At 71.7% G+C, this 25,566-nt stretch carries 24 protein-coding genes; 17 read left to right on the top strand and 7 right to left on the bottom strand.

Annotated features, from left to right (window positions below):
• The first annotated feature begins 233 nt into the window (after positions 1-233).
• From MXD57_RS16695 to MXD57_RS16660, 8 genes are all read left to right on the top strand, one after another.
• Positions 234-914, top strand: a complete 681-nt coding sequence (locus tag MXD57_RS16695; RefSeq protein WP_250402243.1) for a response regulator — start codon at positions 234-236, stop codon at positions 912-914.
• A gap of 124 nt (positions 915-1,038) precedes the next feature.
• Complete coding sequence (locus MXD57_RS16690; protein ID WP_250402242.1) at positions 1,039-3,792, top strand: DNA translocase FtsK; 2,754 nt, start codon at positions 1,039-1,041, stop codon at positions 3,790-3,792.
• Positions 3,793-4,071: 279 nt separating this feature from the next.
• On the top strand, positions 4,072-4,914 hold the full coding sequence (locus tag MXD57_RS16685) for a helix-turn-helix domain-containing protein (protein WP_250402241.1): 843 nt from the start codon (positions 4,072-4,074) through the stop codon (positions 4,912-4,914).
• A gap of 91 nt (positions 4,915-5,005) precedes the next feature.
• A complete protein-coding gene (rimO, locus tag MXD57_RS16680) occupies positions 5,006-6,478 on the top strand; it encodes a 30S ribosomal protein S12 methylthiotransferase RimO (RefSeq protein WP_250402240.1) in 1,473 nt (490 codons plus the stop codon).
• Positions 6,475-7,251 (top strand): CDP-diacylglycerol--glycerol-3-phosphate 3-phosphatidyltransferase, encoded by a 777-nt coding sequence (gene pgsA / locus MXD57_RS16675; RefSeq protein WP_250402239.1) that lies wholly within the window; start codon positions 6,475-6,477, stop codon positions 7,249-7,251. The genes rimO and pgsA overlap by 4 nt, the downstream gene beginning before the upstream one ends.
• Positions 7,248-7,793 (top strand): CinA family protein, encoded by a 546-nt coding sequence (locus MXD57_RS16670; RefSeq protein ID WP_250402238.1) that lies wholly within the window; start codon positions 7,248-7,250, stop codon positions 7,791-7,793. The genes pgsA and MXD57_RS16670 overlap by 4 nt, the downstream gene beginning before the upstream one ends.
• 109 nt (positions 7,794-7,902) lie before the next feature.
• A complete protein-coding gene (locus tag MXD57_RS16665; RefSeq protein ID WP_143637031.1) occupies positions 7,903-8,277 on the top strand; it encodes a helix-turn-helix domain-containing protein in 375 nt (124 codons plus the stop codon).
• 196 nt (positions 8,278-8,473) lie between these two features.
• Positions 8,474-8,944, top strand: coding sequence for a Dps family protein (locus tag MXD57_RS16660; RefSeq protein ID WP_250402237.1), 471 nt, complete (start codon positions 8,474-8,476; stop codon positions 8,942-8,944).
• A gap of 405 nt (positions 8,945-9,349) precedes the next feature.
• Here MXD57_RS16660 and MXD57_RS16655 read toward each other — a convergent pair whose 3' ends face one another.
• Positions 9,350-9,646, bottom strand: coding sequence for a hypothetical protein (locus MXD57_RS16655; RefSeq protein ID WP_250402236.1), 297 nt, complete (start codon positions 9,644-9,646; stop codon positions 9,350-9,352).
• Between the two features lie 487 nt (positions 9,647-10,133).
• Here MXD57_RS16655 and MXD57_RS16650 point away from each other — a divergent pair, with 487 nt between their 5' ends.
• Positions 10,134-10,325, top strand: a complete 192-nt coding sequence (locus tag MXD57_RS16650) for a hypothetical protein (protein WP_250402235.1) — start codon at positions 10,134-10,136, stop codon at positions 10,323-10,325.
• 88 nt (positions 10,326-10,413) lie between these two features.
• Here the strand turns inward: MXD57_RS16650 and MXD57_RS16645 are convergent, their stop codons facing one another.
• The 3 genes from MXD57_RS16645 to MXD57_RS16635 all read right to left on the bottom strand — a co-directional run bounded on the left by MXD57_RS16645 (position 10,414) and on the right by MXD57_RS16635 (position 12,533).
• Complete coding sequence (locus MXD57_RS16645; RefSeq protein ID WP_250402234.1) at positions 10,414-10,938, bottom strand: hypothetical protein; 525 nt, start codon at positions 10,936-10,938, stop codon at positions 10,414-10,416.
• A 207-nt stretch (positions 10,939-11,145) separates the two neighbouring features.
• A complete protein-coding gene (locus MXD57_RS16640) occupies positions 11,146-11,748 on the bottom strand; it encodes a DUF4352 domain-containing protein (RefSeq protein ID WP_250402233.1) in 603 nt (200 codons plus the stop codon).
• Positions 11,749-12,368: 620 nt separating this feature from the next.
• Complete coding sequence (locus MXD57_RS16635; RefSeq protein ID WP_250402232.1) at positions 12,369-12,533, bottom strand: hypothetical protein; 165 nt, start codon at positions 12,531-12,533, stop codon at positions 12,369-12,371.
• 43 nt (positions 12,534-12,576) lie between these two features.
• On the opposite strand from MXD57_RS16635, the gene MXD57_RS32010 reads away from it, so the two are divergent.
• Both MXD57_RS32010 and MXD57_RS16625 read left to right on the top strand, forming a co-directional pair.
• Positions 12,577-13,074 (top strand): tyrosine-type recombinase/integrase, encoded by a 498-nt coding sequence (locus tag MXD57_RS32010; protein WP_374114709.1) that lies wholly within the window; start codon positions 12,577-12,579, stop codon positions 13,072-13,074.
• 183 nt (positions 13,075-13,257) lie between these two features.
• Complete coding sequence (locus tag MXD57_RS16625; protein ID WP_250402230.1) at positions 13,258-13,611, top strand: hypothetical protein; 354 nt, start codon at positions 13,258-13,260, stop codon at positions 13,609-13,611.
• A 91-nt stretch (positions 13,612-13,702) separates the two neighbouring features.
• On the opposite strand, the gene MXD57_RS16620 is transcribed toward MXD57_RS16625, so the two are convergent.
• Together MXD57_RS16620 and MXD57_RS16615 are read right to left on the bottom strand one after the other, a co-directional pair.
• On the bottom strand, positions 13,703-14,554 hold the full coding sequence (locus MXD57_RS16620) for an Fpg/Nei family DNA glycosylase (RefSeq protein ID WP_250402229.1): 852 nt from the start codon (positions 14,552-14,554) through the stop codon (positions 13,703-13,705).
• A 63-nt stretch (positions 14,555-14,617) separates the two neighbouring features.
• Positions 14,618-19,636: an ATP-dependent helicase gene (locus MXD57_RS16615; protein ID WP_250402228.1), complete on the bottom strand. Its 5,019-nt coding sequence runs from the start codon at positions 19,634-19,636 to the stop codon at positions 14,618-14,620.
• Positions 19,637-19,743: 107 nt separating this feature from the next.
• On the opposite strand from MXD57_RS16615, the gene MXD57_RS16610 reads away from it, so the two are divergent.
• The 3 genes from MXD57_RS16610 to MXD57_RS16600 are packed head-to-tail and all read left to right on the top strand — an operon-like array spanning position 19,744 to position 21,667.
• A complete protein-coding gene (locus tag MXD57_RS16610; RefSeq protein ID WP_308290796.1) occupies positions 19,744-20,583 on the top strand; it encodes an AraC family transcriptional regulator in 840 nt (279 codons plus the stop codon).
• A gap of 23 nt (positions 20,584-20,606) precedes the next feature.
• Entirely contained in the window at positions 20,607-21,362 is a 756-nt protein-coding gene (locus MXD57_RS16605; protein WP_374114708.1) for an AzlC family ABC transporter permease, read from the top strand.
• Positions 21,359-21,667 (top strand): AzlD domain-containing protein, encoded by a 309-nt coding sequence (locus MXD57_RS16600; RefSeq protein ID WP_250402226.1) that lies wholly within the window; start codon positions 21,359-21,361, stop codon positions 21,665-21,667. The genes MXD57_RS16605 and MXD57_RS16600 overlap by 4 nt, the downstream gene beginning before the upstream one ends.
• A 7-nt stretch (positions 21,668-21,674) precedes the next feature.
• Here the strand turns inward: MXD57_RS16600 and MXD57_RS16595 are convergent, their stop codons facing one another.
• Positions 21,675-22,619, bottom strand: a complete 945-nt coding sequence (locus tag MXD57_RS16595; RefSeq protein ID WP_250402225.1) for a hypothetical protein — start codon at positions 22,617-22,619, stop codon at positions 21,675-21,677.
• A gap of 80 nt (positions 22,620-22,699) precedes the next feature.
• Here MXD57_RS16595 and MXD57_RS16590 point away from each other — a divergent pair, with 80 nt between their 5' ends.
• The 3 genes from MXD57_RS16590 to recA all read left to right on the top strand — a co-directional run bounded on the left by MXD57_RS16590 (position 22,700) and on the right by recA (position 25,565).
• A complete protein-coding gene (locus tag MXD57_RS16590; protein WP_250402224.1) occupies positions 22,700-22,894 on the top strand; it encodes a DUF3046 domain-containing protein in 195 nt (64 codons plus the stop codon).
• A 58-nt stretch (positions 22,895-22,952) separates the two neighbouring features.
• Entirely contained in the window at positions 22,953-24,209 is a 1,257-nt protein-coding gene (locus MXD57_RS16585) for an AI-2E family transporter (protein ID WP_250402223.1), read from the top strand.
• A 234-nt stretch (positions 24,210-24,443) separates the two neighbouring features.
• The gene (gene recA / locus MXD57_RS16580) at positions 24,444-25,565 is read left to right on the top strand and encodes a recombinase RecA (protein ID WP_250402222.1); all 1,122 of its coding nucleotides are present in this window, start codon (positions 24,444-24,446) and stop codon (positions 25,563-25,565) included.
• Position 25,566: the final 1 nt, after the last annotated feature.

Below are 25,566 nucleotides of genomic sequence, written 5' to 3'. Positions count from 1 at the left end.
TTGCAAAAAGAGTGCGGGGCGCTCTGCCGTGCGCCGGGGCGTGTGGGAATCCTGGATTCCGGGAACCTTCAGGTCACTCGCGGCGTTTCCGTTGCGTGCACAGTGACATCGCGGTGACAGGGTGTGGCGACGGGCGGGGTGCGGCTACGATGACCGGCACAAGGACGGGCGGCGAAAGGGAGTCGTCCCCTGGGGCGGCGCCCGGTGTACCGCCGGGGCGAGGAGGGCGGGCCATGGTGCAGAAGGCCAAGATCCTCCTGGTCGATGACCGGCCGGAGAATCTGCTGGCGCTGGAGGCCATCCTCTCTGCGCTCGATCAGACGCTGGTGCGGGCATCGTCCGGGGAGGAAGCGCTCAAGGCACTGCTCACGGACGATTTCGCGGTCATCCTGCTGGATGTCCAGATGCCGGGCATGGACGGATTCGAGACCGCCGCGCACATCAAGCGGCGCGAGCGGACCCGGGACATCCCGATCATCTTCCTCACCGCGATCAACCACGGCCCGCACCACACCTTCCGGGGCTACGCGGCCGGCGCGGTGGACTACATCTCCAAGCCGTTCGACCCGTGGGTGCTGCGGGCGAAGGTCTCCGTGTTCGTCGAGCTGTACATGAAGAACTGCCAGCTACGGGAGCAGGCGGCGCTGCTGCGACTGCAGTTGGAGGGCGGCGGCAAGGGCGCGGTCGGCGGCAAGGAGTCCGCGGGGCTGCTCGCGGAACTGTCCGCGCGTCTGGCGGCCGTCGAGGAGCAGGCCGAGGCGCTGTCGAAGCAGCTGGACGACGAGTCCGCGGACGCCGCCGCGGTGGCCACGGCCGCCCATCTGGAGCGGAAACTGACGGGACTGCGCCGGGCGCTGGACGCCCTGGAGCCGGGCACGGGCACCGGCGGGCAGTCGGTGCCCACGCAGAACTGACGCCCGCCGGGAGGGCAGTTGCCCATGAGCGTGCGTCAGTTCCATGCCCCGGCAGGGGCGACACGAACGGGTGAAGCAGTGGGCACACGTGTCCGCGGTCGCCTCCCCCGGTAATCTCACACCCATGGCCTCACGTCCCTCCGCAGCCAAGAAGCCGCCCGCCAGGAAAGCGGCCGCTCCCTCGAAGGCCGCGGCGGGGAAGGCCGCCGCCAAGAAGGCCCCGGCCAAGAAGGCGGCCGCCAAGAGGGCGCCCGCCAAGAGGGCCCCGGCGAAGAAGGCCGCACCGCCCAGGCCGGCTCCGAGCCCGACAGGGGGCGTGTACCGGCTTGTGCGCGCCCTCTGGCTGGGTCTCGCGCACGCCGTCGGCGCCGTCTTCCGGGGCATAGGGCAGGGCGCGAAGAACCTCGACCCGGCCCACCGCAAGGACGGCGTCGCGCTGCTGCTCTTCGGGCTCGCGCTGATCGTCGCCGCCGGCACCTGGGCCGATCTGCGCGGCCCGGTCGGCGACCTGGTGGAGATCCTGGTCACCGGCGCCTTCGGGCGGCTCGATCTGCTGGTGCCGATACTGCTCGCGGTGATCGCGGTCCGCTTCATGCGGCACCCGGAGCAGCCCGAGGCGAACGGCCGGATCGTGATCGGCCTGTCCGCCCTGGTCATCGGCGTTCTCGGGCAGGTGCACATCGCCTGCGGCGCGCCCGCCCGCAGCTCCGGCATGCAGGCCATAAGGGACGCCGGTGGCCTGATCGGCTGGGCTGCGGCGACCCCGTTGACGTACACCATGACCGCGGTGCTCGCCGTGCCGCTGCTCGTGCTGCTGACGGTCTTCGGGCTGCTCGTGGTGACCGCCACGCCGGTCAACGCCATCCCCCAGCGCCTGCGCGCGCTCGGCGTGCGCCTCGGCCTGCTGCCCGATCCGCTGGAGTTCGAGGCCTCCGGGGACGACGAGCGGTACGACGAACAGTGGCGCGAGGCGCTGCCCGCGCGCCCCCGCGGGCGCCGGAGCGCCCCGCAGGCGTACGACCCGGAGGGGGCCGAGGAGGACGCGCTCGCGCAGCGGCGCGGCCGCCCGAGGCGCTCCGCGGTGCCGCAGCCCGATCCCCGGCGCCCGATGGACGCGGTGGACGTCGCGTCGGCCGCCGCGGCCGCGCTCGACGGGGCCGTCATGCACGGCATGCCGCCGTCCCGGGTCGTCGCCGACCTCACCCACGGTGTGAGCGTGGGCGAGCGAGAGGACACCACCCCGGTGCCCACGCCGGACCCGGCGCCGGCCCAGGCACCGGTCCCGGCCGCGCGCCCCAAGCGGGAGCGGCCGTCCACCGGCGGCGTCCCCGACCTGACCAAGAAGGCCCCTGACGAGCCGCGCGACCTGCCCGCGCGCGCGGAGCAGCTCCAGCTCTCCGGCGACATCACCTACGCCCTGCCGTCGCTCGACCTGCTGACCCGGGGCGGCCCCGGCAAGGCGCGGAGCGCGGCCAACGACGCCGTCGTCGCCTCGCTCACCCAGGTCTTCACCGAGTTCAAGGTCGACGCCGCCGTCACCGGCTTCACCCGCGGTCCGACGGTCACCCGCTACGAGGTCGAGCTCGGCCCCGCCGTGAAGGTCGAGCGGATCACCGCGCTGACGAAGAACATCGCGTACGCCGTCGCCAGCCCCGACGTGCGCATCATCAGCCCCATCCCCGGCAAGTCGGCGGTCGGCATCGAGATCCCGAACACCGACCGCGAGATGGTCAACCTCGGTGACGTGCTGCGCCTCGCGGAGTCGGCCGAGGACGACGACCCGATGCTGGTCGCCTTCGGCAAGGACGTCGAGGGCGGGTACGTGATGCACTCGCTGGCGAAGATGCCGCACATGCTGGTCGCGGGCGCCACCGGCTCCGGCAAGTCCTCCTGCATCAACTGCCTGATCACCTCGATCATGATGCGGGCGACCCCGGAGGACGTCCGGATGATCCTCGTCGACCCCAAACGCGTGGAGCTGACCGCCTACGAGGGCATCCCGCACCTGATCACGCCGATCATCACCAACCCCAAGCGGGCCGCCGAGGCACTGCAGTGGGTGGTGCGCGAGATGGACCTGCGCTACGACGACCTCGCCGCCTACGGCTACCGGCACATCGACGACTTCAACCGAGCCGTCCGCGAGGGCAAGGTCACGCCGCCGGAGGGCAGTGGGCGCGAGCTCCAGCCGTACCCGTACCTGCTGGTGATCGTGGACGAGCTGGCCGACCTGATGATGGTCGCCCCGCGCGACGTCGAGGACGCCATCGTGCGCATCACACAGCTCGCGCGCGCGGCCGGCATCCACCTGGTGCTCGCCACCCAGCGCCCGTCGGTCGACGTGGTCACCGGCCTGATCAAGGCGAACGTGCCCTCCCGGCTGGCGTTCGCCACCTCGTCGCTCGCCGACTCCCGGGTCATCCTCGACCAGCCCGGCGCGGAGAAGCTGATCGGCAAGGGCGACGGCCTCTTCCTGCCGATGGGCGCGAACAAGCCCACGCGTATGCAGGGCGCGTTCGTGACCGAGGCCGAGGTCGCGCTCGTCGTGCAGCACTGCAAGGACCAGATGGCGCCCGTCTTCCGCGACGACGTCACCGTGGGCACCAAGCAGAAGAAGGAGATCGACGAGGACATCGGCGACGACCTCGACCTGCTGTGCCAGGCGGCCGAGCTGGTCGTGTCCACCCAGTTCGGGTCGACGTCCATGCTGCAGCGCAAGCTCCGGGTCGGCTTCGCCAAGGCGGGACGGCTCATGGACCTGATGGAGTCCCGCGGCATCGTGGGTCCGAGCGAGGGTTCGAAGGCGCGTGACGTTCTTGTGAAACCCGACGAGCTGGATGGCGTACTCGCCGTGATTCGTGGGGAGTCGGAAGGGTAGGACAGCGGGCCGCCCGGCGTGTCGGAGTTACGCCGGGTGGCGGCAGCGCCGTGATCCACCTGTTAGCGAGCGGCGGGCAACCGTTTCTCCTTGTCGTACGTCAAGTTGAGCGAAAGGACCGGTACGGATCACGTCCTGGGGTATGTGTCTGTCCCGCCATCGGGTTGTCGGGTCATGCCGATGGCGTACGAACACCCCCCGCCCGGTCGCTCCACCCTTTCGTACCCGCCTACACTGAACCTCCAGCACAGGTGGCTCACACGCTCGAAAGGCGCCCCCGTGTCCCTCGGCAACTCCCCTGAAGACGAGCCTCCGTTCCACGACGTGTCCGAAGAAGCCCGCCCCTCCGTCGGCCATGCCCTGCGGCAGGCGCGTATCGCGGCCGGCCTCACGGTCGACGACGTCAGCACCGCCACTCGTGTCCGTATCGGTATCGTGCACGCCATGGAGGCGGACGACTTCGCCCCCTGCGGCGGTGACGTGTACGCGCGCGGGCACATCCGCACGCTGGCCAGGGCCGTACGTCTCGACCCCGCCCCGCTGATCGCGCAGTACGACGCCGAGCACGGCGGACGGCCCGCGCCCACCCCGGCCGCGCCCATGTTCGAGGCGGAACGCATCCGCCCCGAGCGCCGGGGGCCCAACTGGACGGCGGCCATGGTCGCCGCGATCGTCGCGGTCGTCGGTTTCGTCGGGTTCACCGCCTTCAAGGGCGGCGACAGCGGCAACGACGCCAAGTCGCAGGTGGCCGAGGGGGCCTCGGCCAAGCCCAGCAAGTCCTCTTCGCCCACCCCCAAGAAGGACAAGCCCGCCGCGCCCTCGTCCGAGCCGTCCGACAGCGCCATCGCCGCCGCGCCGCAGGACAAGGTCACCGTCCAGGTCAGCGCGCCGAACGGGCGCAGCTGGATCTCCGCCAAGGACCACAACGGCCGCATGCTCTTCGACGGGCTGCTGAAGAAGGGCGAGTCCCGGACCTTCCAGGACAGCTCCAAGATCAACCTGATTCTCGGCGACGCCGGCGCGATCGAGCTGTACGTCAACGGCAAGAAGATCGAGGACGACTTCCGGCCGGGCGCCGTGGAGCGTCTCACGTACACGAAGGGCGACCCCGAGGCCGGATAAAGGCGGGCGGGGCACGGATGTGACGGGGTTGGCCGGGATCGGCCAACCCCGTCGACGTGGGGTGTCGGCGAGACAAAGTAGTCTTGAGCCCATGCCTGAACGCCGTACCGTCGCACTCGTCACTCTTGGCTGCGCCCGCAACGAGGTGGACTCGGAGGAGCTCGCAGGCCGTTTGGAGGCGGACGGCTGGCAGCTCGTCGAGGACGCCGCGGACGCCGACGTCGCCGTGGTCAACACCTGTGGCTTCGTCGAGGCCGCGAAGAAGGACTCCGTCGACGCCCTGCTGGAGGCCAACGACCTCAAGGACCATGGCAGAACCCAGGCCGTGGTGGCGGTGGGCTGCATGGCCGAGCGGTACGGCAACGAGCTGGCCGCGGCGCTGCCCGAGGCCGACGGCGTGCTCGGCTTCGACGACTACGCCGACATCTCCGACCGCCTGCAGACCATCCTCTCCGGCGGCATCCACGCCGCGCACACCCCGCGCGACCGCCGCAAGCTGCTGCCGATCAGCCCCGCCGAGCGGCAGGACTCCGCCGCCGCCGTGGCGCTGCCCGGGCACGGCCCGACCGATCTCCCGGAGGGCGTCGCGCCCGCCTCCGGTCCGCGCGCGCCCCTGCGCCGCCGGCTGGACGGCTCACCGGTCGCCTCGGTCAAGCTCGCCTCCGGCTGCGACCGGCGCTGCTCCTTCTGCGCCATCCCCTCCTTCCGCGGTTCCTTCATCTCCCGCCGCCCGAGCGACGTGCTGAACGAGACGCGCTGGCTGGCCGAGCAGGGGGTGAAGGAGATCATGCTGGTCTCCGAGAACAACACCTCCTACGGCAAGGACCTGGGCGACATCCGCCTGCTGGAGTCCCTCCTGCCCGAGCTGGCGGAGGTCGACGGCATCGAGCGGGTGCGCGTGAGCTACCTGCAGCCGGCCGAGATGCGCCCGGGCCTGATCGACGTGCTGACCTCCACCCCGAAGGTCGCCCCCTACTTCGACCTGTCCTTCCAGCACTCCGCGCCCGGCGTGCTGCGCGCCATGCGCCGCTTCGGCGACACCGACCGCTTCCTGGAGCTGCTGGACACGATCCGCGGCAAGGCCCCGCAGGCCGGCGTCCGCTCCAACTTCATCGTCGGCTTCCCCGGCGAGAGCGAGGCCGACCTGGCCGAACTGGAGCGCTTCCTGACCGGCGCCCGGCTGGACGCCATCGGTGTCTTCGGCTACTCCGACGAGGAGGGCACGGAGGCGGCCACGTACGACGACAAGCTCGACGAGGACGTCGTCGCCGAGCGCCTGGCCCGCGTCTCCCGGCTCGCCGAGGAACTCGTCTCCCAGCGCGCCGAGGAGCGTGTCGGGGAGACCGTGCACGTCCTCGTCGAGTCCGTCGACGGCGAGGAGGGCGTGTACGGCCGGTCCGCGCACCAGGCCCCGGAGACGGACGGCCAGGTGCTGCTCACGAGCGGCGAGGGCCTGGGCGTGGGACGTATGGTCGAGGCGAAGGTGGTCGGCACGGAAGGTGTCGACCTGGTCGCCGAGCCGCTGACGGGCTCGCCGTCGTGCAGTGAGGAGGCGGGCAGATGACCGGAGTCCCGGCATCCGCCGCGGGTGGCTCCACCGGTGCGCACGGCGCCCGGGGTTCGGCCGCCGCCGACGGCGTTGCCTCCGAGGTCTCCGGTTCCGTCGCCCGTTCCGCCGCTCCGGCCCCCGGCCCGGAGGGCGGAGCGCGCCCCGCGCGCGGTGGGAAGCTGACGGCGGCGGCCGTCAACCAGGCCAGCGTGTGGAACGTCGCCAATCTGCTGACCATGCTGCGGCTGCTGCTCGTGCCCGGCTTCGTGGCGCTGATGCTGGCGGACGGCGGCTACGACCCGGCCTGGCGCTCCCTGGCCTGGGCGGCCTTCGCCGTCGCCATGATCACCGACCTGTTCGACGGGCATCTGGCGCGCACCTACAACCTGGTCACCGATTTCGGGAAGATCGCCGACCCCATCGCCGACAAGGCGATCATGGGTGCGGCGCTCATCTGCCTGTCGGCCCTGGGCGATCTGCCGTGGTGGGTGACCATCGTGATCCTGGGCAGGGAGCTCGGCATCACACTGCTGCGATTTCTCGTCATCCGCTACGGCGTGATCCCCGCGAGCCGGGGCGGCAAGCTGAAGACGCTCACCCAGGGCGTCGCCGTCGGGATGTACGTCCTGGCGCTGACGGGGTGGCTGGCCACTCTGAGGTTCTGGGTGATGGCCGCTGCCGTCGTGCTCACCGTCGTCACCGGCCTCGACTACGTGAGACAGGCCATTGTGCTGCGCCGGCGGGGAATCGCCGAGCGGGCGGCGGCGTTGGAGGGGACGGAAGCGTGAGTTCCGCGGCCACCGAACTGGTGCGACTACTGACCGTGAGGGGCGAGAGCCTCGCCGTCGCGGAGTCGTTGACCGGGGGTCTGGTGGCGGCGGAGATCACGGCGGTCCCCGGCGCCTCCAAGGTCTTCCGCGGTTCGATAACCGCCTACGCCACCGAGCTGAAGCGGGAGCTGCTGGGAGTCGACGGCACCCTGCTGGCGGACCGCGGCGCGGTGGATCCGCAGGTGGCGGCAGAGATGGCGGCCGGGGTGCGCAAGGCACTGGGAGCCGACTGGGGCGTGGCGACGACCGGGGTCGCCGGGCCCGACCCGCAGGACGGCCAGTCCGTCGGAACGGTCTTCGTCGCCGTCGACGGGCCGCTCACCGGCCGCCCGGGTTCTGCCGGTGGCGGAAAAGTGGCGGCGCTGCGGTTGAACGGCGACCGTACGGAAATTCGTATGGAGAGTGTACGGAGCGTACTCGCACTGCTTCTGAAGGAGCTTGCGGGCGAACAGACCGGGAATGAGCGGGCACAGGATACGGAACGGAACGGGGGGTTTTGATGTTTGCAGCCCTGAGTGAACACGACATCGCTCCCCGCACGGCCGCGGCGCGAGGCGGTACGGTGGGGCGAGAAGGATGCGGCTACGCGGTCCGAGGAGGGAGCCACCGATGATTCTGCTCCGTCGCCTGCTGGGTGACGTGCTGCGTCGGCAGCGCCAACGCCAGGGCCGTACTCTGCGCGAAGTCTCCTCGTCCGCCCGAGTCTCACTCGGCTATCTCTCCGAGGTGGAGCGGGGGCAGAAGGAGGCTTCCTCCGAGCTGCTCTCCGCCATCTGCGACGCGCTGGACGTACGGATGTCGGAACTCATGCGGGAAGTGAGCGACGAACTGGCGCTCGCCGAGCTGGCCCAGTCCGCCACGGCCACCGAGCCCGTGCCCACGCCGGTCCGTCCGATGCTGGGTTCCGTGTCGGTGACCGGTGTGCCACCGGAACGGGTGACCATCAAGGCGCCCGCCGAGGCGGTGGACGTGGTCGCCGCGTGACATACGCGAGCACGGCCTGACCACCCGATACGCGTGAAGCCCCGGCCGGGGTTCCCAGGTTCTGCCCGGGAACCCCGGCCGGGGCTTCTGTGCCGTCCGTGTGATCCGCGCCGAGGATGCGTCCATTTGCCGGTACCCGGCGCGCCGGTCATCGTGGAGGTGACCCGACCGGCGCCGAACCCATCGGAGGACGCGGATGTACGTCGTGAAGAGCCCGCTGCCCGACGAGGCACTCAAGACCGTGTCCGAGGCCCTGCAGGGCGCCCTGGTGGACCTGGTCGACCTCTCGCTGGTCGCCAAGCAGATCCACTGGAACATCGTCGGACCCCGCTTCCGGTCCATCCACCTCCAGCTCGACGAGGTCGTCGCCTCGGCGCGCACCCACTCCGACACCGTGGCCGAGCGCGCCTCGGCCCTGGGCGTCCCGCCGGACGGACGCGCGCCCACGGTCTCCGCCGGCAGCGGCATCGGCGCCACTCCGGCCGGCTGGATCAAGGACACCGACGCGGTACGGGCGATGGTCGACGCGCTGGGCGCGGTGATCACACGGATGCGGGACCGGGTGGCTGCCACCGGTGAACCCGATCCGGTCTCCCAGGACATCTTCATCGGGATCACGGCCGAACTGGAGAAGCACCACTGGATGTTCCAGGCGGAGAACGCGTGACCAGGTCAGAGGGGCTGCACCCGTCCTGACCTGCAAAGGGAGCGAACTCAACGCGTTTCATTGCGTAGCGTTCCAATATTCATCGGAGTCGGGCCGGAATTTAGGTTCTCCCGGAAGGATCGCGAAGCGTACGGAGTACTCGGCCGTAGGTCGGGGACTCCGCTCGTGCCCTCCAAGGTTGCGCGGGCGTGTTCGCAGGCCGTGTGGAGGCCGCCCCCGATGGGGTGGCGCGGCGGCCGCCGGCCTCCAGTTCCGGCCCCTGATCGCTGCCGGGTGGGGGCGGTCTGCCGAGGCGGCGCCTTGCACGGGGCCGGACACAGGTAGGTGGGGGCGGGCGCCCCGGACGGCCGCTCGTTGCAGTGCACGACGGGCTCGCTGCTGGTGGGCTTGTGCAGCGGGCGCAGATCATCGGCGGCCGTCCAGCGTGAGCCGCCGGATCGCGTGGCGCTCGCGGCAGTCGTTCGGCTCCTTCAGACACTGCGGGCAGTTCAGCTTGTGATCCTGGGACTCACGGACCGCAGCCTGGCGCCCACAGCCGCGGCAGGCGCGCGGGAAGCAGATGGTTGGCTCGCCGTCGATCTCGACGCGGCGATCGTCCAGAGGGATTGCGGTCTCCGCGGTGAGCTCCTTGGCGCACCAGACACACACGGCGCCACGTCGCCGATCGGCCGCCAAGCCGCTTATATCCGGGACGATGAGCATGGACATTACTCCGAAGACGCTCGTGACGGGGCCCTACGATCTGCGCGCCCGCGGCGAGCCTGGCAAGGACGACGGACTCGGCGAGCACGCGGGCCGGCTCGTGGGTTTCGGTGGCGGTGGACACCTGCACGTAGTCAGACATCCGGTGAGGCTACCCGGCCCGGACCTCAGCCTGTTGTCGGTGGCGTTCCGTGCTCTTCCGGTGAGCAGTTGGCCACGATGGAGCTTGAGCGTGCCGAGCTGCGCGCGGTCGCTGAGGAGTGTCGGGTGGTGCAGGCCAAACGGATGCGGATGCTTAACCGGAAGGCCGGGGCGACGACGGACGATCCGGGAGAGGCAGTTTCCGATGATCACTGGGTGGAGGCGCGTTTCGGGACGGGGTACACGCCTTCGGAGGTTCATGAGTGGCGGATCGGCTGGCCCGATCAGCGCTCGCAGGGTGAATCAGCTGTCGCTGCCTGTGGATCTGCTGGGGGATGGTCGAGCGGTGCGGTTTCTGTCGCCGCGCTCGCCGCACGCGACGGTGCACAACGGCCGGCCCACGCTGCACTTCACCGACGCCGACGCCGACGCCGACGCCGACGCCGACGCCGACGCCGACGCCGACGCCGACCGCGTCCGCCGGTCGCTGGACTCGTACGGCAAGCTCGAGGAGACCGACCAGCAGCCAGGGACATAGGCCGCCTTGGCCGGAGGCTACGCACGACGAGGGCCCCGCCCGGATAATCCGGTGCGGGGCTGCGGTACGTCTGGCTCAAGGGCTGTCGTTATCCCTGCTCGATGACGTCGGTGATCTTCACCGACACCTTCGTTCGCGACGACGCGGTACTCAGTATCGACGGCCGGTAGTTCAGGTTCGTCTGGTCCGACAGCTCGGCCGTCTCGATGATCGGTCCGGACTCGTCGCCGCGGATCTCATACGTGACCTCGTACACGGCATCCGGGTCCACGCTGTCGCTGTCAACCAGCAAGGTCAGATCCGGCTCGACGGTCACGTTGCAGCCCGCGGACCCGAAGCACTGCCGCTCGGTGGTGCGCAGCGTGATCGTGAAGCTGTCGGCGTCGATGGCGGTGTAGGTCGGCTCGTCCGGCTCGTCCGCCGCGGCGTCGACGTCCTTGGCCGGGGTGCTCGCCTGGGCCGTAGCGGCCGGCTTGCTGTCGTCTCTGGACTGTACGACCGCCACGCCGGTGCCTACGACGGCAGCGATCACCGCTGCTGCGGCCGAGATGATGACGAGGTTGGTGCGGGACTTCTTCTGCGCTGGCCGCGGGGGCGGCGGGAAGTCCGGCATCGGCGGAGTGGGTGTGGTGTCGCTCATGAGCCCCCCCAAGGGTTGTGCGGTAGGTGGGCATCATCCGCCGGTTCCCGCAGGGCGTGAGGTGGGTGTGGTCAAGCTGTGACTCGACAAAGGGCCCCGCCGTCGACGGGGTGCGACGGCGGGGCCGGCAAGGGGGTGGCTGTCGCGCGCCTCAGCGCGGCGCGAGACGGGCGCGTGGGGCTACTTGACGGTCCACTGTCCCGTCTCGTCGGAGAACCCTGAGTTCATCCCGAACTGAATGCTGACGAGTTTCGAGTTCTTCGGCACCTCGAACACGATCCATCCGAGAGCCTTCTCGCCCTTGGGGAGCCTCACCTCCGACGACATGGACGGCCCTGCCGTGATGTCCCCGAACCAGGAGTGGAACCGCTGCCCCTTGGAGTCGGCGACCTGGGCGCCGTTCGACGGGCTGTCCGAGTACACCTTGCTGCCCGTGTTGACGAGCTCGAACTGCGCCGCGGCCCAGCGCTTGCCGTCCTGGGGGACCTCGTACTCGTTGGACGGCTCGGCGGTCGGGAGCCACTTCTTCAGGGTGACGTCGAGCTGCTCGTTGTGTGAGAAGCCGTGGACGGTGAGGGTGTCGCCGATAGCCGCGGTCTTCTTCTCTTCGGGCTTGTCCGCCTGCTCGCTGTCGCTGTCCTTGCTGTCAGCGTCCTTGTGGGCGGCGTCCTTCGGCGCGGTCTTCTTCGGGGTGGTGTTGACCGTGTCGTCGGCGGCGTTGCAGGCGGTGAGGGTGAGCAGGCTGGCGGTGATGATGGTGGCGATGGTGCGGGCGCGGAGCATGATCCCCCTTGGGGCGTGACGTGGCTTGCGGGTGTGTGACTGGTGATGCATCTGTGTGGTTGCCTTAAGAGGCCTGTGTTCATCTGATCGTGACGAAGTGTTGGCCAAAGCTTCTGGGTGGTGCCTACCTCTGCTGGGCGTTATCGGTGCGCTCCGCCGCGTGGGTCACGCGGTCGTGCTCGCGCTGCTGCGGTGACTGCGAGAAGTGCCCGCCGCGCGGGGCCTTGTAGGTGGTTTCGTGGACCTGCAGGCGGGGTGTCGTCGGCGGCAGCTGCCGTGCGGCCTGTGAAGGCGGCGAGTTCGCGGATCGTGATGAACCACAGGTTGTCCTAGGCCTCTTCACGGCCGGCTGCTGCGGCTTGGGGTATGTGATCACCCCTGAGAACTGCGAAACCCCCGCTCGGGTGGGGGTTCGTGTGATGCGGGGGCACAGGTGTGCTGACGGCGCCGGATCATGTAGTGATGATCACTAGTATGTTCAGCTATGCGTTCACGCTTGTTCCGAGCCGGGCTGGCGCTGGTGGCCGTTGGGGACGTGGGTGACGGTGAGCCGGTGCATCTGGTGTCTGCTCAGCGGCGGTTGCGTGGCGGGCCGGTTCCAGCCGGGCTGGGGCGGTGAGTCAGACCTTGCAAAAGCCGGACACCTTCAGCGATGAGTTGATCTTGGCGGGCTGGGCCTCATCGGTCGTGACATCCTTGCAGCTGAACCTCTGAGCGGCGATCCAGTTGTACTTGCTGCCGCCACCGTTGATCGACGAGCACGGGTTGCGGGCAGCCTCGATCACCTTGTCGGGGTAGCGGACGACGTCGGGTGCTGCGGCGGCGAGGGTGTTGAGCAGCTTCTGTCGGTCGGCGCCGGTAGGTTCGTTCGCGATTCCGGCAGCGGCCAGGGCGTCGCCCTGTCTGCTCCTGGCTCAGCTCCGACTCGGTTGGGCGAATGGGCCGGACTCATCTTCACCATGCCCGGCGGGACACCGGTCGGCGAGTCCATACTCGACTTACGCCTTCAAGGCAATGTGCTCCAAGGCGAAGGCCAAGGCCTACCGCTGGCACGACCTGCGTCACCACTACGCCTCGGTCCTCATCGCGGGCAACGAGAACCCGAAGGTGGTGTCCAGGCGCCTGGGGCACAAGGACGTGGCCTTCACTATGCGGATCTACGCGCACCTGTTCGCGGAGGCCGAGGAGCAGACGCGGTCCGTCCTGGATGCGGCCTGGGCCGAGCCGGGAGAGACTGACCGGAAGGGCTCCAAGATTTCTGCGGCGCCCGGAACGAATCCGGAATCTGGCTCGAAGCGAGGTGCCCTGGTGCAGGTCAATGCATGATCAGGGACTTCACCACTGGATGTTCCAGGCGGAGAACGCGTGAGGAGCCGCGGGAACCGCTCCGGGCCGGTCGCCCCGGGCCGGGTCCGGGTCGCCGGCCCGGTGTCCTCGCGTCGGTGAGACCTTGTCGCGCCTCCCGTGCGGGTCGGGCGGTGCTCCTGCGTCCGGCTGGAGGTGACGGCCGTGGTGAGGCGGGTGCTGTGCTGGGGTGCCGCCCTCGGGCTCGGCGCCGTGTGGTGGTGGGCGGTGCTCCGGATCGCCCTCGGGCAGGGTGCGGGCGTGCTCGAGGGAGCCGTCGTCATCGGTGGCTGGGGACTCAGCGTTCTTCCGGTGCACTGCGTGCCCGAGGGACGGGCGACCGGTGCCGTGGCGGCGGGACGGTGGAGGTCCGCCTGGCGGGCGGGGAGCGTCGTCACGGCGGTGCCGGGTCCCTGTTCGACGGGGCCGGGTCCCGGCTCGGGGGGCGGGGATCCGTTCCGCTGCGACGGCATCGATCCGGACACCGCACCGGCCGGCCCGGGTGACGGGTGTCCCTGACGGAGGCGGGCCTGACGGAAGCCGTCCTGACGGAGAAGCGTCCCCGACCGAAGGGTCCCGGACACGGGAGCGTCCCGGACGGAAGCGGCGATCAGCCGGACGGCGACCCGCGGGGACGCCGCTCACGCCAGGCCTGGGCCGTGCCCCGCGCCGGTGCCGGGCCCGTCTGGCAGTTCGGGCACCAGTAGGTGGGGCGTTCCTGGTGGCCGTCGCCCTGATCGGCGACCCGGATCGACGTGCGGCAGCGCAGACAGGGCCGCGGGGCGCGGCCGTACACGAAGAGGTCCTGCCGATGCAGGCCCGTGGTCTGCCGGACCGGGCGGTCGCGATTGCTCTCCAGCAGCTTTTTGGCGAGTCCGACCAGCCGGGCGGCACGGTCGGCCGGCAGGGCACCGACCGGCAGCCAGGGCGTCGCGCCCGCCAGGTAGCAGAGCTCGCACTTGTAGACGTTGCCGATGCCGGCCAGATTGCGCTGGTCGAGCAGGGCCTCGCCGAGCGGGCGGGCGGGGTCCGCGAGCAGGTTGGCGAGGGCGAGTTCGGGATTCCAGTCCGCGCCGAGCAGGTCGGGGCCGAGATGGCCGACGGCCTGCTCCTCCTCGCCGGTGCGCAGGAACTCCAGCACCGGGAGGCGGTAGCCGACGGCCGCGCGGTCGGTGGTGCCGAGGACCACCCGGATCTGGTGGGCCGGTCCGCCGCGCCAGCGTTCCTCCGGGCCGTACACCTTCCAGGCGCCCTCCATCCGCAGATGCGTGTGCAGGGTCAGGCCGCCCTCGAAACGGGTGAGCAGGTGCTTGCCGCGCGCGATCGTGTTCAGCACCGCCCGGCCGGTGAGGTCGACCGTCGCGTACTGCGGTACCCGGAGGTCGCTGCGGATCAGCACCTTGCCCGCGAGGGCCTCGTGCAGCCGTTTCGCGGCCTGCCAGACCGTGTCGCCTTCGGGCATGGGTCAAGGGTGCCACGGTCGGGTGATGTGCGGGGGCGCGCGGGTCGTGGCTGCGGCGGCGACTCAGGCGCGCAGGCGCAGACCGCGCGGGGTCGCGATGAATCCCGCTCCTTCCAGCAGCGCGCCCAGGGGGGAGGTCAGGGCCTGGGCACCGTTGATCCGCTCGACCGTGACCGTGCCGAGGGAGCCCGCGCGGGCGGCCGAGGCCAGGGCCTGTGCGGCGGTACGCAGGCGTGGATCGTCGGCGGCGGCCGCGTCCGGGTCGGCGGGCCAGGCCAGCAGGGTCTTGCCGCCGCGTTCCATGTACAACGTCAGCTCGCCCTCCACCAGCACCACGAGCGAACCGGCCTTGCGGCCCGGCTTGTGTCCCGCCCCGCTCGGCGGTTCGGGCCAGGGCAGTGCCGCGCCGTAGGCGCTGGCGGGGTCGGCAGCGGCGAGGACCGCGGCGCGCGGGTCGGGGGAGGAGGGGCGGCCGCGGCCGCCGCCGAAGTCGCGCTTCGCGTACGGGCCGTAAGGGGAGAAGCCGCCTCTGGGTCCGCCGTTGCCGGGGGCGGCGAAAGGAGCCGGCGGGGTGCGGTCGCGCGGGGAGACGTACTCGTCGGGCGCGGGGCCGTTCCTCTCGGGCGGCCAGGAGAAGCCGCTGTCGCCCGGTCGTGCCGTGTCGTCCGGTGGCCAGGTGAAGTCGCCGTCGAGGCCCGGGTGGGCCAGTCCGCCGTCGCCCGGCCCGAAGCCGCCGGGCGTGGTGTGTCCGGCGGCGTCCCGGTCCGGGACGGAGCGGCCGTCGACGGGGAAGGACGGGGCGCCGTGGTCGCCGCCGAAGCCGTTGGGCAGGCCCTGGCCGCGTTCCCGGGCGTTGGAGACCGCGCGGAGCCGGTCGACCGCGCCGTCCATCGCGAACTGGGCGGCGCCCAGGCCTTCGACCACGTATCCCCGTCTTGCCTGCCCGCTGTCCTCGAAGGCGGACAGCACGCGGTACACCGCGGAGAAGCCGCCCTCGACGCCCTCGGCGGCCACCGCTCCCCGGGTGACCACGCCGTGCCGGTCGAGCAGGGTGCGGGCCAGCGCGTGCGCGCGCACCGTGGCGTCCGGTTCCGGCGCCGGGAGGAGGGACCAGCGGCCGGCCACCGTCGGCGGCCCGGTGCGCGAGGTGGCGCGGGCCGCCGCGGTGAGTGAGCCGTAACGCCCGCGCGGGACGCTGCGCTTGGCGCGGTGGGCCGTCGAGCCCGCGGTACGGCCGGAGCCGAGCAGGGCGCGCATGGGGGTGAGGGTGTCGTTGGTGAGCCGTCCCGACCAGGCCAGGTCCCACAGCGCGTCGGCCAGTTGGGGGTCACCGGCCTCGGGGTGCGTGGTGGCGCGCACCTGGTCGGCGATCTGGCGGAAGAACAGGCCGTAACCGCCGGAGAGGGTGTCCAGCAGCGACTGGTGAAGTGCCGTCAGCTCCAGAGGATGCGGCTGGGGCAGCAGCAGCGGGGCCGCGTCCGCCATGTACAGGCAGATCCAGCCGTCCTTGCCGGGCAGGGCGCCGGCCCCGGCCCACACGACCTCGCCGGCGGCGGTGAGTTCGTCGAGCATCGAGGGCGTGTAGCCGGCGACGCGTGCGGGCAGGACCAGCTTCTCCAGTGCGGAGGCGGGCACGGACGCGCCCTGCAACTGCTCGATGGCACGCACCAGTCCGTCGATGCCCCGCAGCTCGTGCCCCTTGCCGATGTGCTGCCACTGGGGCAGGAACTGGGCGAGCGCGGCGGACGGCACGGGCTCCAGCTCATGGCGCAGGGCCGCCAGTGAACGGCGGCGCAGCCGGCGCAGTACGGCCGCGTCGCACCACTCCTGGCCGATGCCCGCCGGGTGGAACTCGCCCTGGACGACACGCCCGGCCGCGGACAGCCGCTGCAGGGCGCCGTCGGTGACCGCGACGCCCAGACCGAAGCGGGTCGCCGCCGTGGCCGACGTGAAGGGGCCGTGGGTACGGCCGTACCGCGCGAGGAGATCGCCGAGCGGGTCCTTGACCGGTTCGGTGAAGGCCTCGGGGACGCCCACCGGCAGCGCCGTGCCCAGGGCGTCCCGCAGGCGGCCGGCGTCCTCCACGGCCGCCCAGTGGTCGGTGCCGGCGATACGTACCCGGATGGCCCGGCGGGCGGCGGCCAGGTCACGCGCCCACTGCGGTTCGGCGCCCCGCTCGGCCAGGTCGGCATCGGTCAGCGGGCCGAGCAGCCGCAGGAGGTCGGCGACGCCCTCGACGTCCTTGACCCGGCGGTCCTCCGTCAGCCACTGCAGCTCCCGCTCCAGCTCGGTCAGCACCTCGGCGTCGAGGAGTTCGCGCAGCTCCGCCTGCCCCAGCAGCTCGGCCAGCAGCCGGGAATCCAGGGAGAGCGCGGCCGCGCGGCGCTCGGCGAGCGGCGAGTCGCCCTCGTAGAGGAACTGGGCGACGTAGCCGAACAGGAGGGAGCGGGCGAAGGGGGACGGCTCGGGGGTGGTGACCTCGACCAGGCGCACCCTGCGTGACTCGATGTCACCCATCAGCTCGACCAGTCCGGGGACGTCGAAGACGTCCTGGAGGCATTCGCGGATCGCCTCCAGGACGATCGGGAAGGAGCCGAACTCGCTCGCCACTTCGAGCAGTTGCGCGGCCCGCTGCCGCTGCTGCCACAACGGGGTGCGCCTGCCCGGATTGCGGCGCGGCAGCAGCAGCGCGCGGGCGGCGCATTCGCGGAACCTGGAGGCGAACAGGGCGGAGCCGCCGACCTGGTCGGTGACGATCCGGTCGACCTCGCCCTTGTCGAAGGCGACGTCCGCGGCGCCGATCGGGGCCTGCTCGCTGTCGTACTCGGCGCCGGCCCGCCCCGGTTCCTGGTCGAGCAGGTCCAGGCCCATCAGGTCGGCGTCCGGCAGGCGCAGCACGATGCCGTCGTCGGCATGCATGACCTGCGCGTCCATGCCGTACCGCTCGGACAGGCGGGCGCCCAGGGCGAGGGCCCAGGGGGCGTGGACCTGGGCGCCGAAGGGGGAGTGGACGACGACCCGCCAGTCGCCCAGCTCGTCCCGGAAGCGTTCGACCACGATCGTGCGGTCGTCCGGGACGTGCCCGCAGGCCTCGCGCTGTTCGCTCAGGTAGGCCAGGACGTTGTCCACAGCCCAGGCGTCCAGGCCCGCGCCGAGCAGGCGCTCCCGGGCGTCGCCGGCCGGCAGTGATCCCACCTCGCGCAGGAACGCGCCCACCGCGCGGCCCAGTTCGAGCGGACGGCCGAGCTGGTCGCCCTTCCAGAAGGGCAGCCGGCCCGGCACACCCGGAGCGGGGGAGACCAGGACACGGTCGCGTGTGATGTCCTCGATGCGCCACGAACTGGTGCCCAGCGTGAAGACGTCCCCCACCCGGGACTCGTACACCATCTCCTCGTCGAGCTCGCCGACCCGGCCGCCGCCCTTCTTGGGGTCGGACCCGGCGAGGAAGACCCCGAAGAGGCCCCGGTCGGGGATCGTGCCCCCGGAGGTGACCGCGAGACGCTGCGCGCCCGGACGGCCGGTGATCGTGCCGGCCACGCGGTCCCACACCACGCGGGGGCGCAGTTCCGCGAACGCGTCGGACGGATAGCGGCCCGCGAGCATGTCCAGCGTCGCGGTGAACGCCGACTCGGGGAGTGAGGCGAAGGGAGCCGCGCGGCGGATCACGGTCAGCAGGTCGTCGAACTGCCAGGTGTCCAGCGCCGTCATGGCGACGAGCTGCTGGGCGAGCACGTCCAGCGGGTTGGCGGGGACCCGCAGGGACTCGATGGAGCCGGCGCGCATCCGCTCGGTGACCACGGCGGACTGGACCAGGTCGCCCCGGTACTTGGGGAAGACCACGCCGGTCGAGACGGCGCCCACCTGGTGGCCCGCCCGGCCGACGCGCTGGAGTCCGGAGGCCACCGAGGGCGGGGACTCCACCTGGACGACGAGGTCGACCGCGCCCATGTCGATACCCAGCTCCAGACTGGAGGTGGCGACCACGGCGGGCAGCCGGCCCGCCTTCAGGTCCTCCTCGACGAGGGCGCGCTGTTCCTTGGAGACGGAGCCGTGGTGTGCGCGGGCGAGCACCGGGGGCGCGCCTTGGGCCGCCCCCGAGCCGCCCATCAGCTCGGCCGGCGAGTGGTGCTCTTCCAGCGACTCGCCGGTCGCCCGCTCGTAGGCGATCTCGTTGAGCCGGTTGCACAGCCGCTCGGCCAGGCGCCTCGAGTTCGCGAACACGATCGTCGACCGGTGGGCCTGCACCAGGTCGGCGATCCGCTCCTCGACGTGCGGCCAGATCGAGGGCCGCTCGGCCCCGTCACCGCTGTCGGCCGCCGGGGAGCCGCCCAGCTCACCCATGTCCTCCACCGGGACGACCACGGACAGGTCGAACTCCTTGCCGGACTCCGGCTGGACGATCTCCACCTTGCGGCGGGGCGAGAGATAGCGGGCCACCTCGTCCACCGGTCGCACCGTCGCCGACAGTCCGATGCGGCGGGCGGGCCGCGGCAGCAGTTCGTCCAGCCGTTCCAGGGAGAGCGCGAGGTGCGCGCCGCGCTTGGTGCCCGCGACCGCGTGCACCTCGTCCAGGATGACCGTCTCGACGCCCGTCAGCGCGTCGCGGGTGGCCGAGGTCAGCATCAGGAACAGGGACTCGGGGGTCGTGATCAGGATGTCCGGCGGGCGCGTGGACAGCGCTCGGCGCTCGGCCGGCGGGGTGTCGCCGGAACGGATGCCGACCCTCACCTCCGGCTCGGGCAGCCCCCGCCGCACGGACTCCTGGCGGATGCCGGTCAGCGGGCTGCGCAGGTTCCGCTCGACGTCGACCGCGAGGGCCTTCAAGGGGGACACGTACAGCACCCGGCAGCGCTTCTTCGGGTCGGCCGGGGCCGGCGTCGCGGCCAGCCGGTCCAGCGCGGCGAGGAACGCGGCCAGCGTCTTGCCCGAGCCGGTGGGGGCCACCACCAGCACGTCCGACCCCGCGCCGATGGCCTGCCAGGCGCCCGCCTGGGCCGCGGTGGGCGCGGAGAACGCCCCCGTGAACCAGCCGCGGGTCGCGGGCGAGAAGCCGTCGAGGGCTCGGTGCGCTGAGCTGACCATGCCCTCCATCCTGCACCCGGCCTCTGACAATCGGGCTGACCTGCGCGAAAGGGACGGGCCCCGGCCGCCCGCGGACCGGGGCCCGCCGCCTGGCGGAGAATGGCGGCATGGCGGGTTCGGTGGAGCGGGCACGGCACTGGCGGTACGAGCAACTGCCCGGTGTCGACCTGCTGCGTGCCCGGTACATCCACAAGACCTTCGTCCGGCACACCCACGAGAACTTCGTGATCGCGGCCATCGCCGACGGCGTCGAGGTCTTCCACCACCGGGGCTCCGACGTGTCGGCGGGCGCGGGCGCCCTCGCCCTGGTCAACCCGGACACCCCGCACACGGGCCGGGCCGGGGTACCCGAGGGCTGGCGCTACGGCGCCGTGTACCCGTCGCCCGAGGTGGTGGCCGGGATCGCGGCCGAGACCACCGCGATCCGCGGCACCCCGGGCTTCGTCGCACCGGCCCTCGACGATCCGTACACCGTCCGCCTGGTCCACCAGGTGCTGCGCGCCGCCGAGGAGGGCAACGCGCTGGCCGCCGACACCCTGCTGCGGGTGGCCGTGACCAGGCTGCTGCGGCTCAACGGCGGCCCGCTGCCGCAGCGGCGGAGCCGGACGGCCGGCGCCCGGATCGCGGCACGCGCGCGTGGCGTACTGGAGGAGGAGATGGCCGAGCCACCGACCCTGGAACGGCTGGCCGCCGACCTCGGGACCAGCCCGTTCGCCCTGCTGCGGGCGTTCCGCGACGCCTACGGCATGCCACCGCACACCTGGCTGACCGACGCGCGCGTGCGCCGCGCGCGGCTGCTGCTCGACGCGGGAACCGCACCCGCCGAGGCGGCCGTCGCCGTCGGCTTCACCGACCAGCCGCACCTCAACCGGCACTTCGCCCGCATCGTCGGCGTCCCGCCGGGCGCCTACCAGCGCGAGCGCAAGAACGTACAAGACCCGCACTGAGGTCCGGACGTACCGTCCGGGGCGTGGCACAACAGACAGCACTCGCGGACATGTCCGCCGAAGGCACCGCCAAGCCCGATTCCGCCGTCGTACGGGACGCCCTGGGCGTCGGCGTGGCGGTCGGGCTGTCCGGGTTCGCCTTCGGGGTGACCTCGGCCGGCAGCGGACTCGGCCTCCTCCAGACCTGCGCGCTCAGCCTCCTGGTCTTCACCGGCGCCTCGCAGTTCGCCCTGGTGGGCGCGCTCGCCGCGGGCGGCAGCCCGTTCACGGCCGCCGCCGGCGCCTTCTTCCTCGGCGTGCGCAACGCGTTCTACGGGCTGCGCCTGTCGCAGTTGCTGGCCCTCCCGCGCGTGCTGCGGCCGCTCGCCGCCCAGTGGGTGATCGACGAGACCACGGCCGTGACCCTGGCGCAGCCGACCCGGCGTGCCGCGCGGATCGGTTTCACCGTGACCGGGCTCAGCCTGTACCTGCTGTGGAACCTCACCACACTGCTCGGCGCGCTGGGCGCGCAGGCCATCGGTGACACCGACGCCTGGGGGCTGGACGCGGCCGGGCCCGCGGTGTTCCTCGCCCTGCTCGCTCCGATGCTGAAGACCCGCACCGAGCGTGCGGTCGCCGGCCTCGCGGTCGTCCTGGGCCTCGGCCTGCTGCCCGTGCTGCCCGCCGGTGTACCGGTCCTGGTGGCGGCGCTGGCGGCTCCCGTCGCCCTCTTCGTGCAGAGCCGTCGCCTCGGACCCGCCCGGCGGACCGCACCGGACGCGACGGAGGAGGGCCGGTGAACACCTGGACGGCGATCGGTCTGACCGTCCTCGGCTGCTACGCCGTCAAGCTCGCCGGGCTGCTGGTGCCCGCCGGCGCCATGGAGCGACCGCTCGTCCGGCGGCTCGCCGCCCTGCTGCCCGTCGCCCTGCTGGCCGCGCTCACGGCCCAGCAGACCTTCGCCGACGGACACGCCCTGGCGCTGGACGCCAGGGCGGCGGGACTCGGCGCGGCCGCCCTGGCGCTGGTGCTGCGCGCACCCTTCCTGCTGGTGGTCGCCGCAGCGGTGGTCGTGACCGCGGGGGTCCGGGCGCTCGGAGGCTGAGCGCGGCTCAGCCCACGAAACGGCCGTGCGCCCGCAGGGTGCGCAGCGCGTCGATCGTCGCCATGGGCCGGGCCTCCAGCGCCGGGGCCGGTGCCCACCGGTGCCGGCGGACGGGCCAGCCACCGTCCTCCTGCTGCGATCCGGCGAGGTGGTCCAGGGAGCGGGTCATCTCCTCGTCCGTGAACCACGCGCGCGCCAGTGACCGCGGACTCCTCACGAAGTCGTGCGGGAAGTGGTGCTCACCGGACGCGTACCCGGGCGCGACCGGGTACGCGTCCAGCCGGTCCGGCTCCAGTGCCGCCAGCCGCTGTTCGCGCACCATGCGGCCGAGGCGGTCGGCGGCCGCCTCCGCACGCGGACGGTCCGGGACGGAGTCCAGGAAGGCCACCGCGGCCCGCACCTCGTGGGGGTGGGACGTCCGCAGGGACTCCACCGCCCGCCAGCAGAAGTCGGTGGCCCGGAACAGCCAGGCGTGCCACACCTCGTTGCGGTGCAGCAGCCCCACCACGGGGCCGGTGGCGAGCAGCTCGCTGGGCGGGTCGTCCACGACCGGGACGAACGGCGCCACGGGGTAGCCGCGCTGGCCGGGAACGACCGCCGGCAGCGCGCCGTCCGTGGTCGAGACGGCGGTCAGATGGCGGCACAGCCGCTCCGCCCGCTGCCCGCCGCAGCGCCCGATGGCGTCCAGGACGCCGAGCGCGCGAGCGGCGTGCAGGGGCTGGCTCACGGGTCCGCGCAGATCAGGTTCCAGCGCGTGGCCGTAGCCGCCGTCCTCGTTGCGGTAGGCGTTCAGCGCGGCCTCCACCGGCTCGGCGGCGCCGTTCAGGAAGTGGTACGCGAAGAGCCGCTGTTCCAGCACGCGCGCGGTGAGCCAGACGAACTGCTCGGCGCGCAAGAGCGGGGAGCGCGCCGGGGGCTTCGGGGGGAGTGGGGGAGCTCCTGATTCGGCCATGCGACAGACCGTAGGCCGGAACGGGGCTCCGGCAGGCGCCTCTCGGCGGGCCCCACTCCAAGGGGCGGGATACTGGAGGCATGCGGTTGACGGTCTTCTGGCAGCGGATGGCGGAGCACTTCGGTCCGGGGTACGCCGACACCTTCGCGCGCGATCACGTGATGACGGAGCTCGGCGGGCGCACGGTGCACGAGGCACTGGACGCCGGCTGGGACGCCAAGGAAGTGTGGCGCGTGGTCTGCTCGGTCATGAACGTGCCCGGGGAGAGGCGCTGAGCAGGCACGGGGACGCCGGGCGGCATGGGCCGCCGCCGGGGTGGGCGAGACTGGGTGCGTGGCACCCACCGACGACAATGAGCCGGCCGTCCGGCACGCAGCCTCCCCGACCGCTACGCCGCCGCCCGCCCGGCGCCCGGCCGACGACGCAGCCGCCGCCGAGCTCCCCGGGCGACGCATGCCGCGCTGGCTCCCGCGCGCCATGGTGCTCGCACTCGCGCTCATCGCCTCGTTCCAACTGGGCAGCTGGGCCTTCCACCAGCTGACCGGACTGCTGATCAACATCCTGATCGCGTTCTTCCTCGCGCTCGCCATAGAGCCCGCGGTGAGCTGGATGGCCGCCCACGGCATGCGCCGCGGGCTCGCCACCTTCCTGGTCTTCCTCGGCCTGACGATCGTCGCGGCGGGCTTCGTCACGCTGCTCGGGTCGATGCTGGCCGGACAGATCATCAAGATGGTCGAGGGCTTCCCCGGCTATCTGGACTCGGTGATCAGCTGGATCAACGAGAAGTTCCACATGGAGCTCAGACGGGTGGACGTCCAGGAGGGCCTGCTGCACTCCGACTGGCTGCGCAAGTACGCCCAGAACAGCGCGGCCGGTGTGCTCGACGTGTCCGCCCAGGTGCTCGGCGGCCTCTTCCAGCTCCTCACGGTCGGGTTGTTCTCCTTCTACTTCGCCGCCGACGGTCCCCGGCTGCGCCGGGCCCTCTGCTCCGTCCTGCCGCCCGCGCGGCAGGCCGAGGTGCTGCGCGCCTGGGAGATCGCCGTCGACAAGACGGGCGGCTACCTCTACTCGCGCGGACTCATGGCGCTGATCTCCGGGATCGCGCACTACGTACTGCTCGAGGCGCTCGGGGTGCCGTACGCCCCCGTGCTCGGTGTCTGGGTGGGGCTGGTCTCGCAGTTCATCCCGACCATCGGCACCTATCTCGCGGGCGCGCTGCCGATGCTGATCGCCTTCACCGTGGACCCCTGGTACGCGGTGTGGGTACTGATCTTCGTCGTGGTCTACCAGCAGTTCGAGAACTACATGCTGCAGCCCAAGCTGACCGCCAGGACCGTGGACATCCATCCGGCCGTCGCCTTCGGCTCGGTGATCGCGGGCACCGCGCTGCTCGGCGCGGTCGGCGCGCTGATCGCCATCCCCGCGGTCGCCACGCTGCAGGCGTTCCTGGGGGCCTACGTGAAGCGGTACACCGTCACGGACGACCCGCGGGTGCACGGACACCGCAGGCGGGGTCCGGGCCGTCCCGGCGTGTTCGCGCGCGTGCGGCCGCTGTGGGAACGGCGGCCCGATTCGCAGGAGTCCCCGTAGCGGACCGCGCCGCCGGTCGCCCTCCGCGGCGCCGTGCGGTGTGCTTGACACCAAAATCGAACATCCATTCTTATGGAAGCTCAGGCCGGGCTCCGGATGGGGATTTCGTCCCCGTCGGGCGGGGTTTGTTCCCGGGTTGTCCACAGGCCGGGCCTGCGTCGGGGCGCATTGTCAGTGGCAGGCGTTAGCGTCTTTGACGTGAAGCGATCGACTCAAGCAAACCGGGTGGAACCCATGGCAGGAACCGACCGCGAGAAGGCGCTCGACGCCGCGCTCGCACAGATTGAACGACAATTCGGCAAGGGCGCCGTGATGCGCATGGGCGAGCGGTCCAAGGAGCCCATCGAGGTCATCCCGACCGGGTCGACCGCGCTCGACGTCGCCCTCGGCGTCGGCGGCCTGCCGCGCGGCCGTGTCGTGGAGATCTACGGACCGGAGTCCTCCGGTAAGACCACGCTGACCCTGCACGCCGTGGCCAACGCCCAGAAGGCCGGCGGCCAGGTCGCCTTCGTGGACGCCGAGCACGCCCTCGACCCCGAGTACGCGAAGAAGCTCGGGGTCGACATCGACAACCTGATCCTCTCCCAGCCCGACAACGGCGAGCAGGCCCTGGAGATCGTGGACATGCTGGTCCGCTCCGGCGCCCTCGACCTCATCGTCATCGACTCCGTGGCCGCTCTCGTCCCGCGCGCGGAGATCGAGGGCGAGATGGGTGACAGCCACGTCGGTCTGCAGGCCCGTCTGATGAGCCAGGCGCTGCGGAAGATCACCAGTGCGCTCAACCAGTCCAAGACCACCGCGATCTTCATCAACCAGCTCCGCGAGAAGATCGGCGTGATGTTCGGCTCCCCGGAGACCACGACCGGTGGCCGGGCGCTCAAGTTCTACGCCTCGGTGCGCATCGACATCCGCCGCATCGAGACCCTGAAGGACGGTACGGACGCGGTCGGCAACCGCACCCGCTGCAAGGTCGTCAAGAACAAGGTCGCGCCGCCCTTCAAGCAGGCCGAGTTCGACATCCTCTACGGCCAGGGCATCAGCCGTGAGGGCGGCCTGATCGACATGGGCGTGGAGCACGGCTTCGTCCGCAAGGCCGGCGCCTGGTACACGTACGAGGGCGACCAGCTCGGCCAGGGCAAGGAGAACGCGCGCAACTTCCTGAAGGACAACCCCGACCTGGCCAACGAGATCGAGAAGAAGATCAAGGAGAAGCTGGGCGTGGGTGTCCGGCCCGAGGAGCCCTCCGCCGAGCCGGGCGCGGACGCGGCGGTCGCCGCTCCTGCCGACGACACCCCCAAGGCGGCACCCGCGGCCACCAAGGCCACCAAGCCCAAGGCCGCCGCGGCCAAGAGCTGAC

Source organism: Streptomyces cellostaticus, from assembly GCF_023630175.1.
Lineage (GTDB): Bacteria > Actinomycetota > Actinomycetes > Streptomycetales > Streptomycetaceae > Streptomyces > Streptomyces cellostaticus_A.
This window is presented reverse-complemented; position numbering and strand designations above follow the sequence as displayed.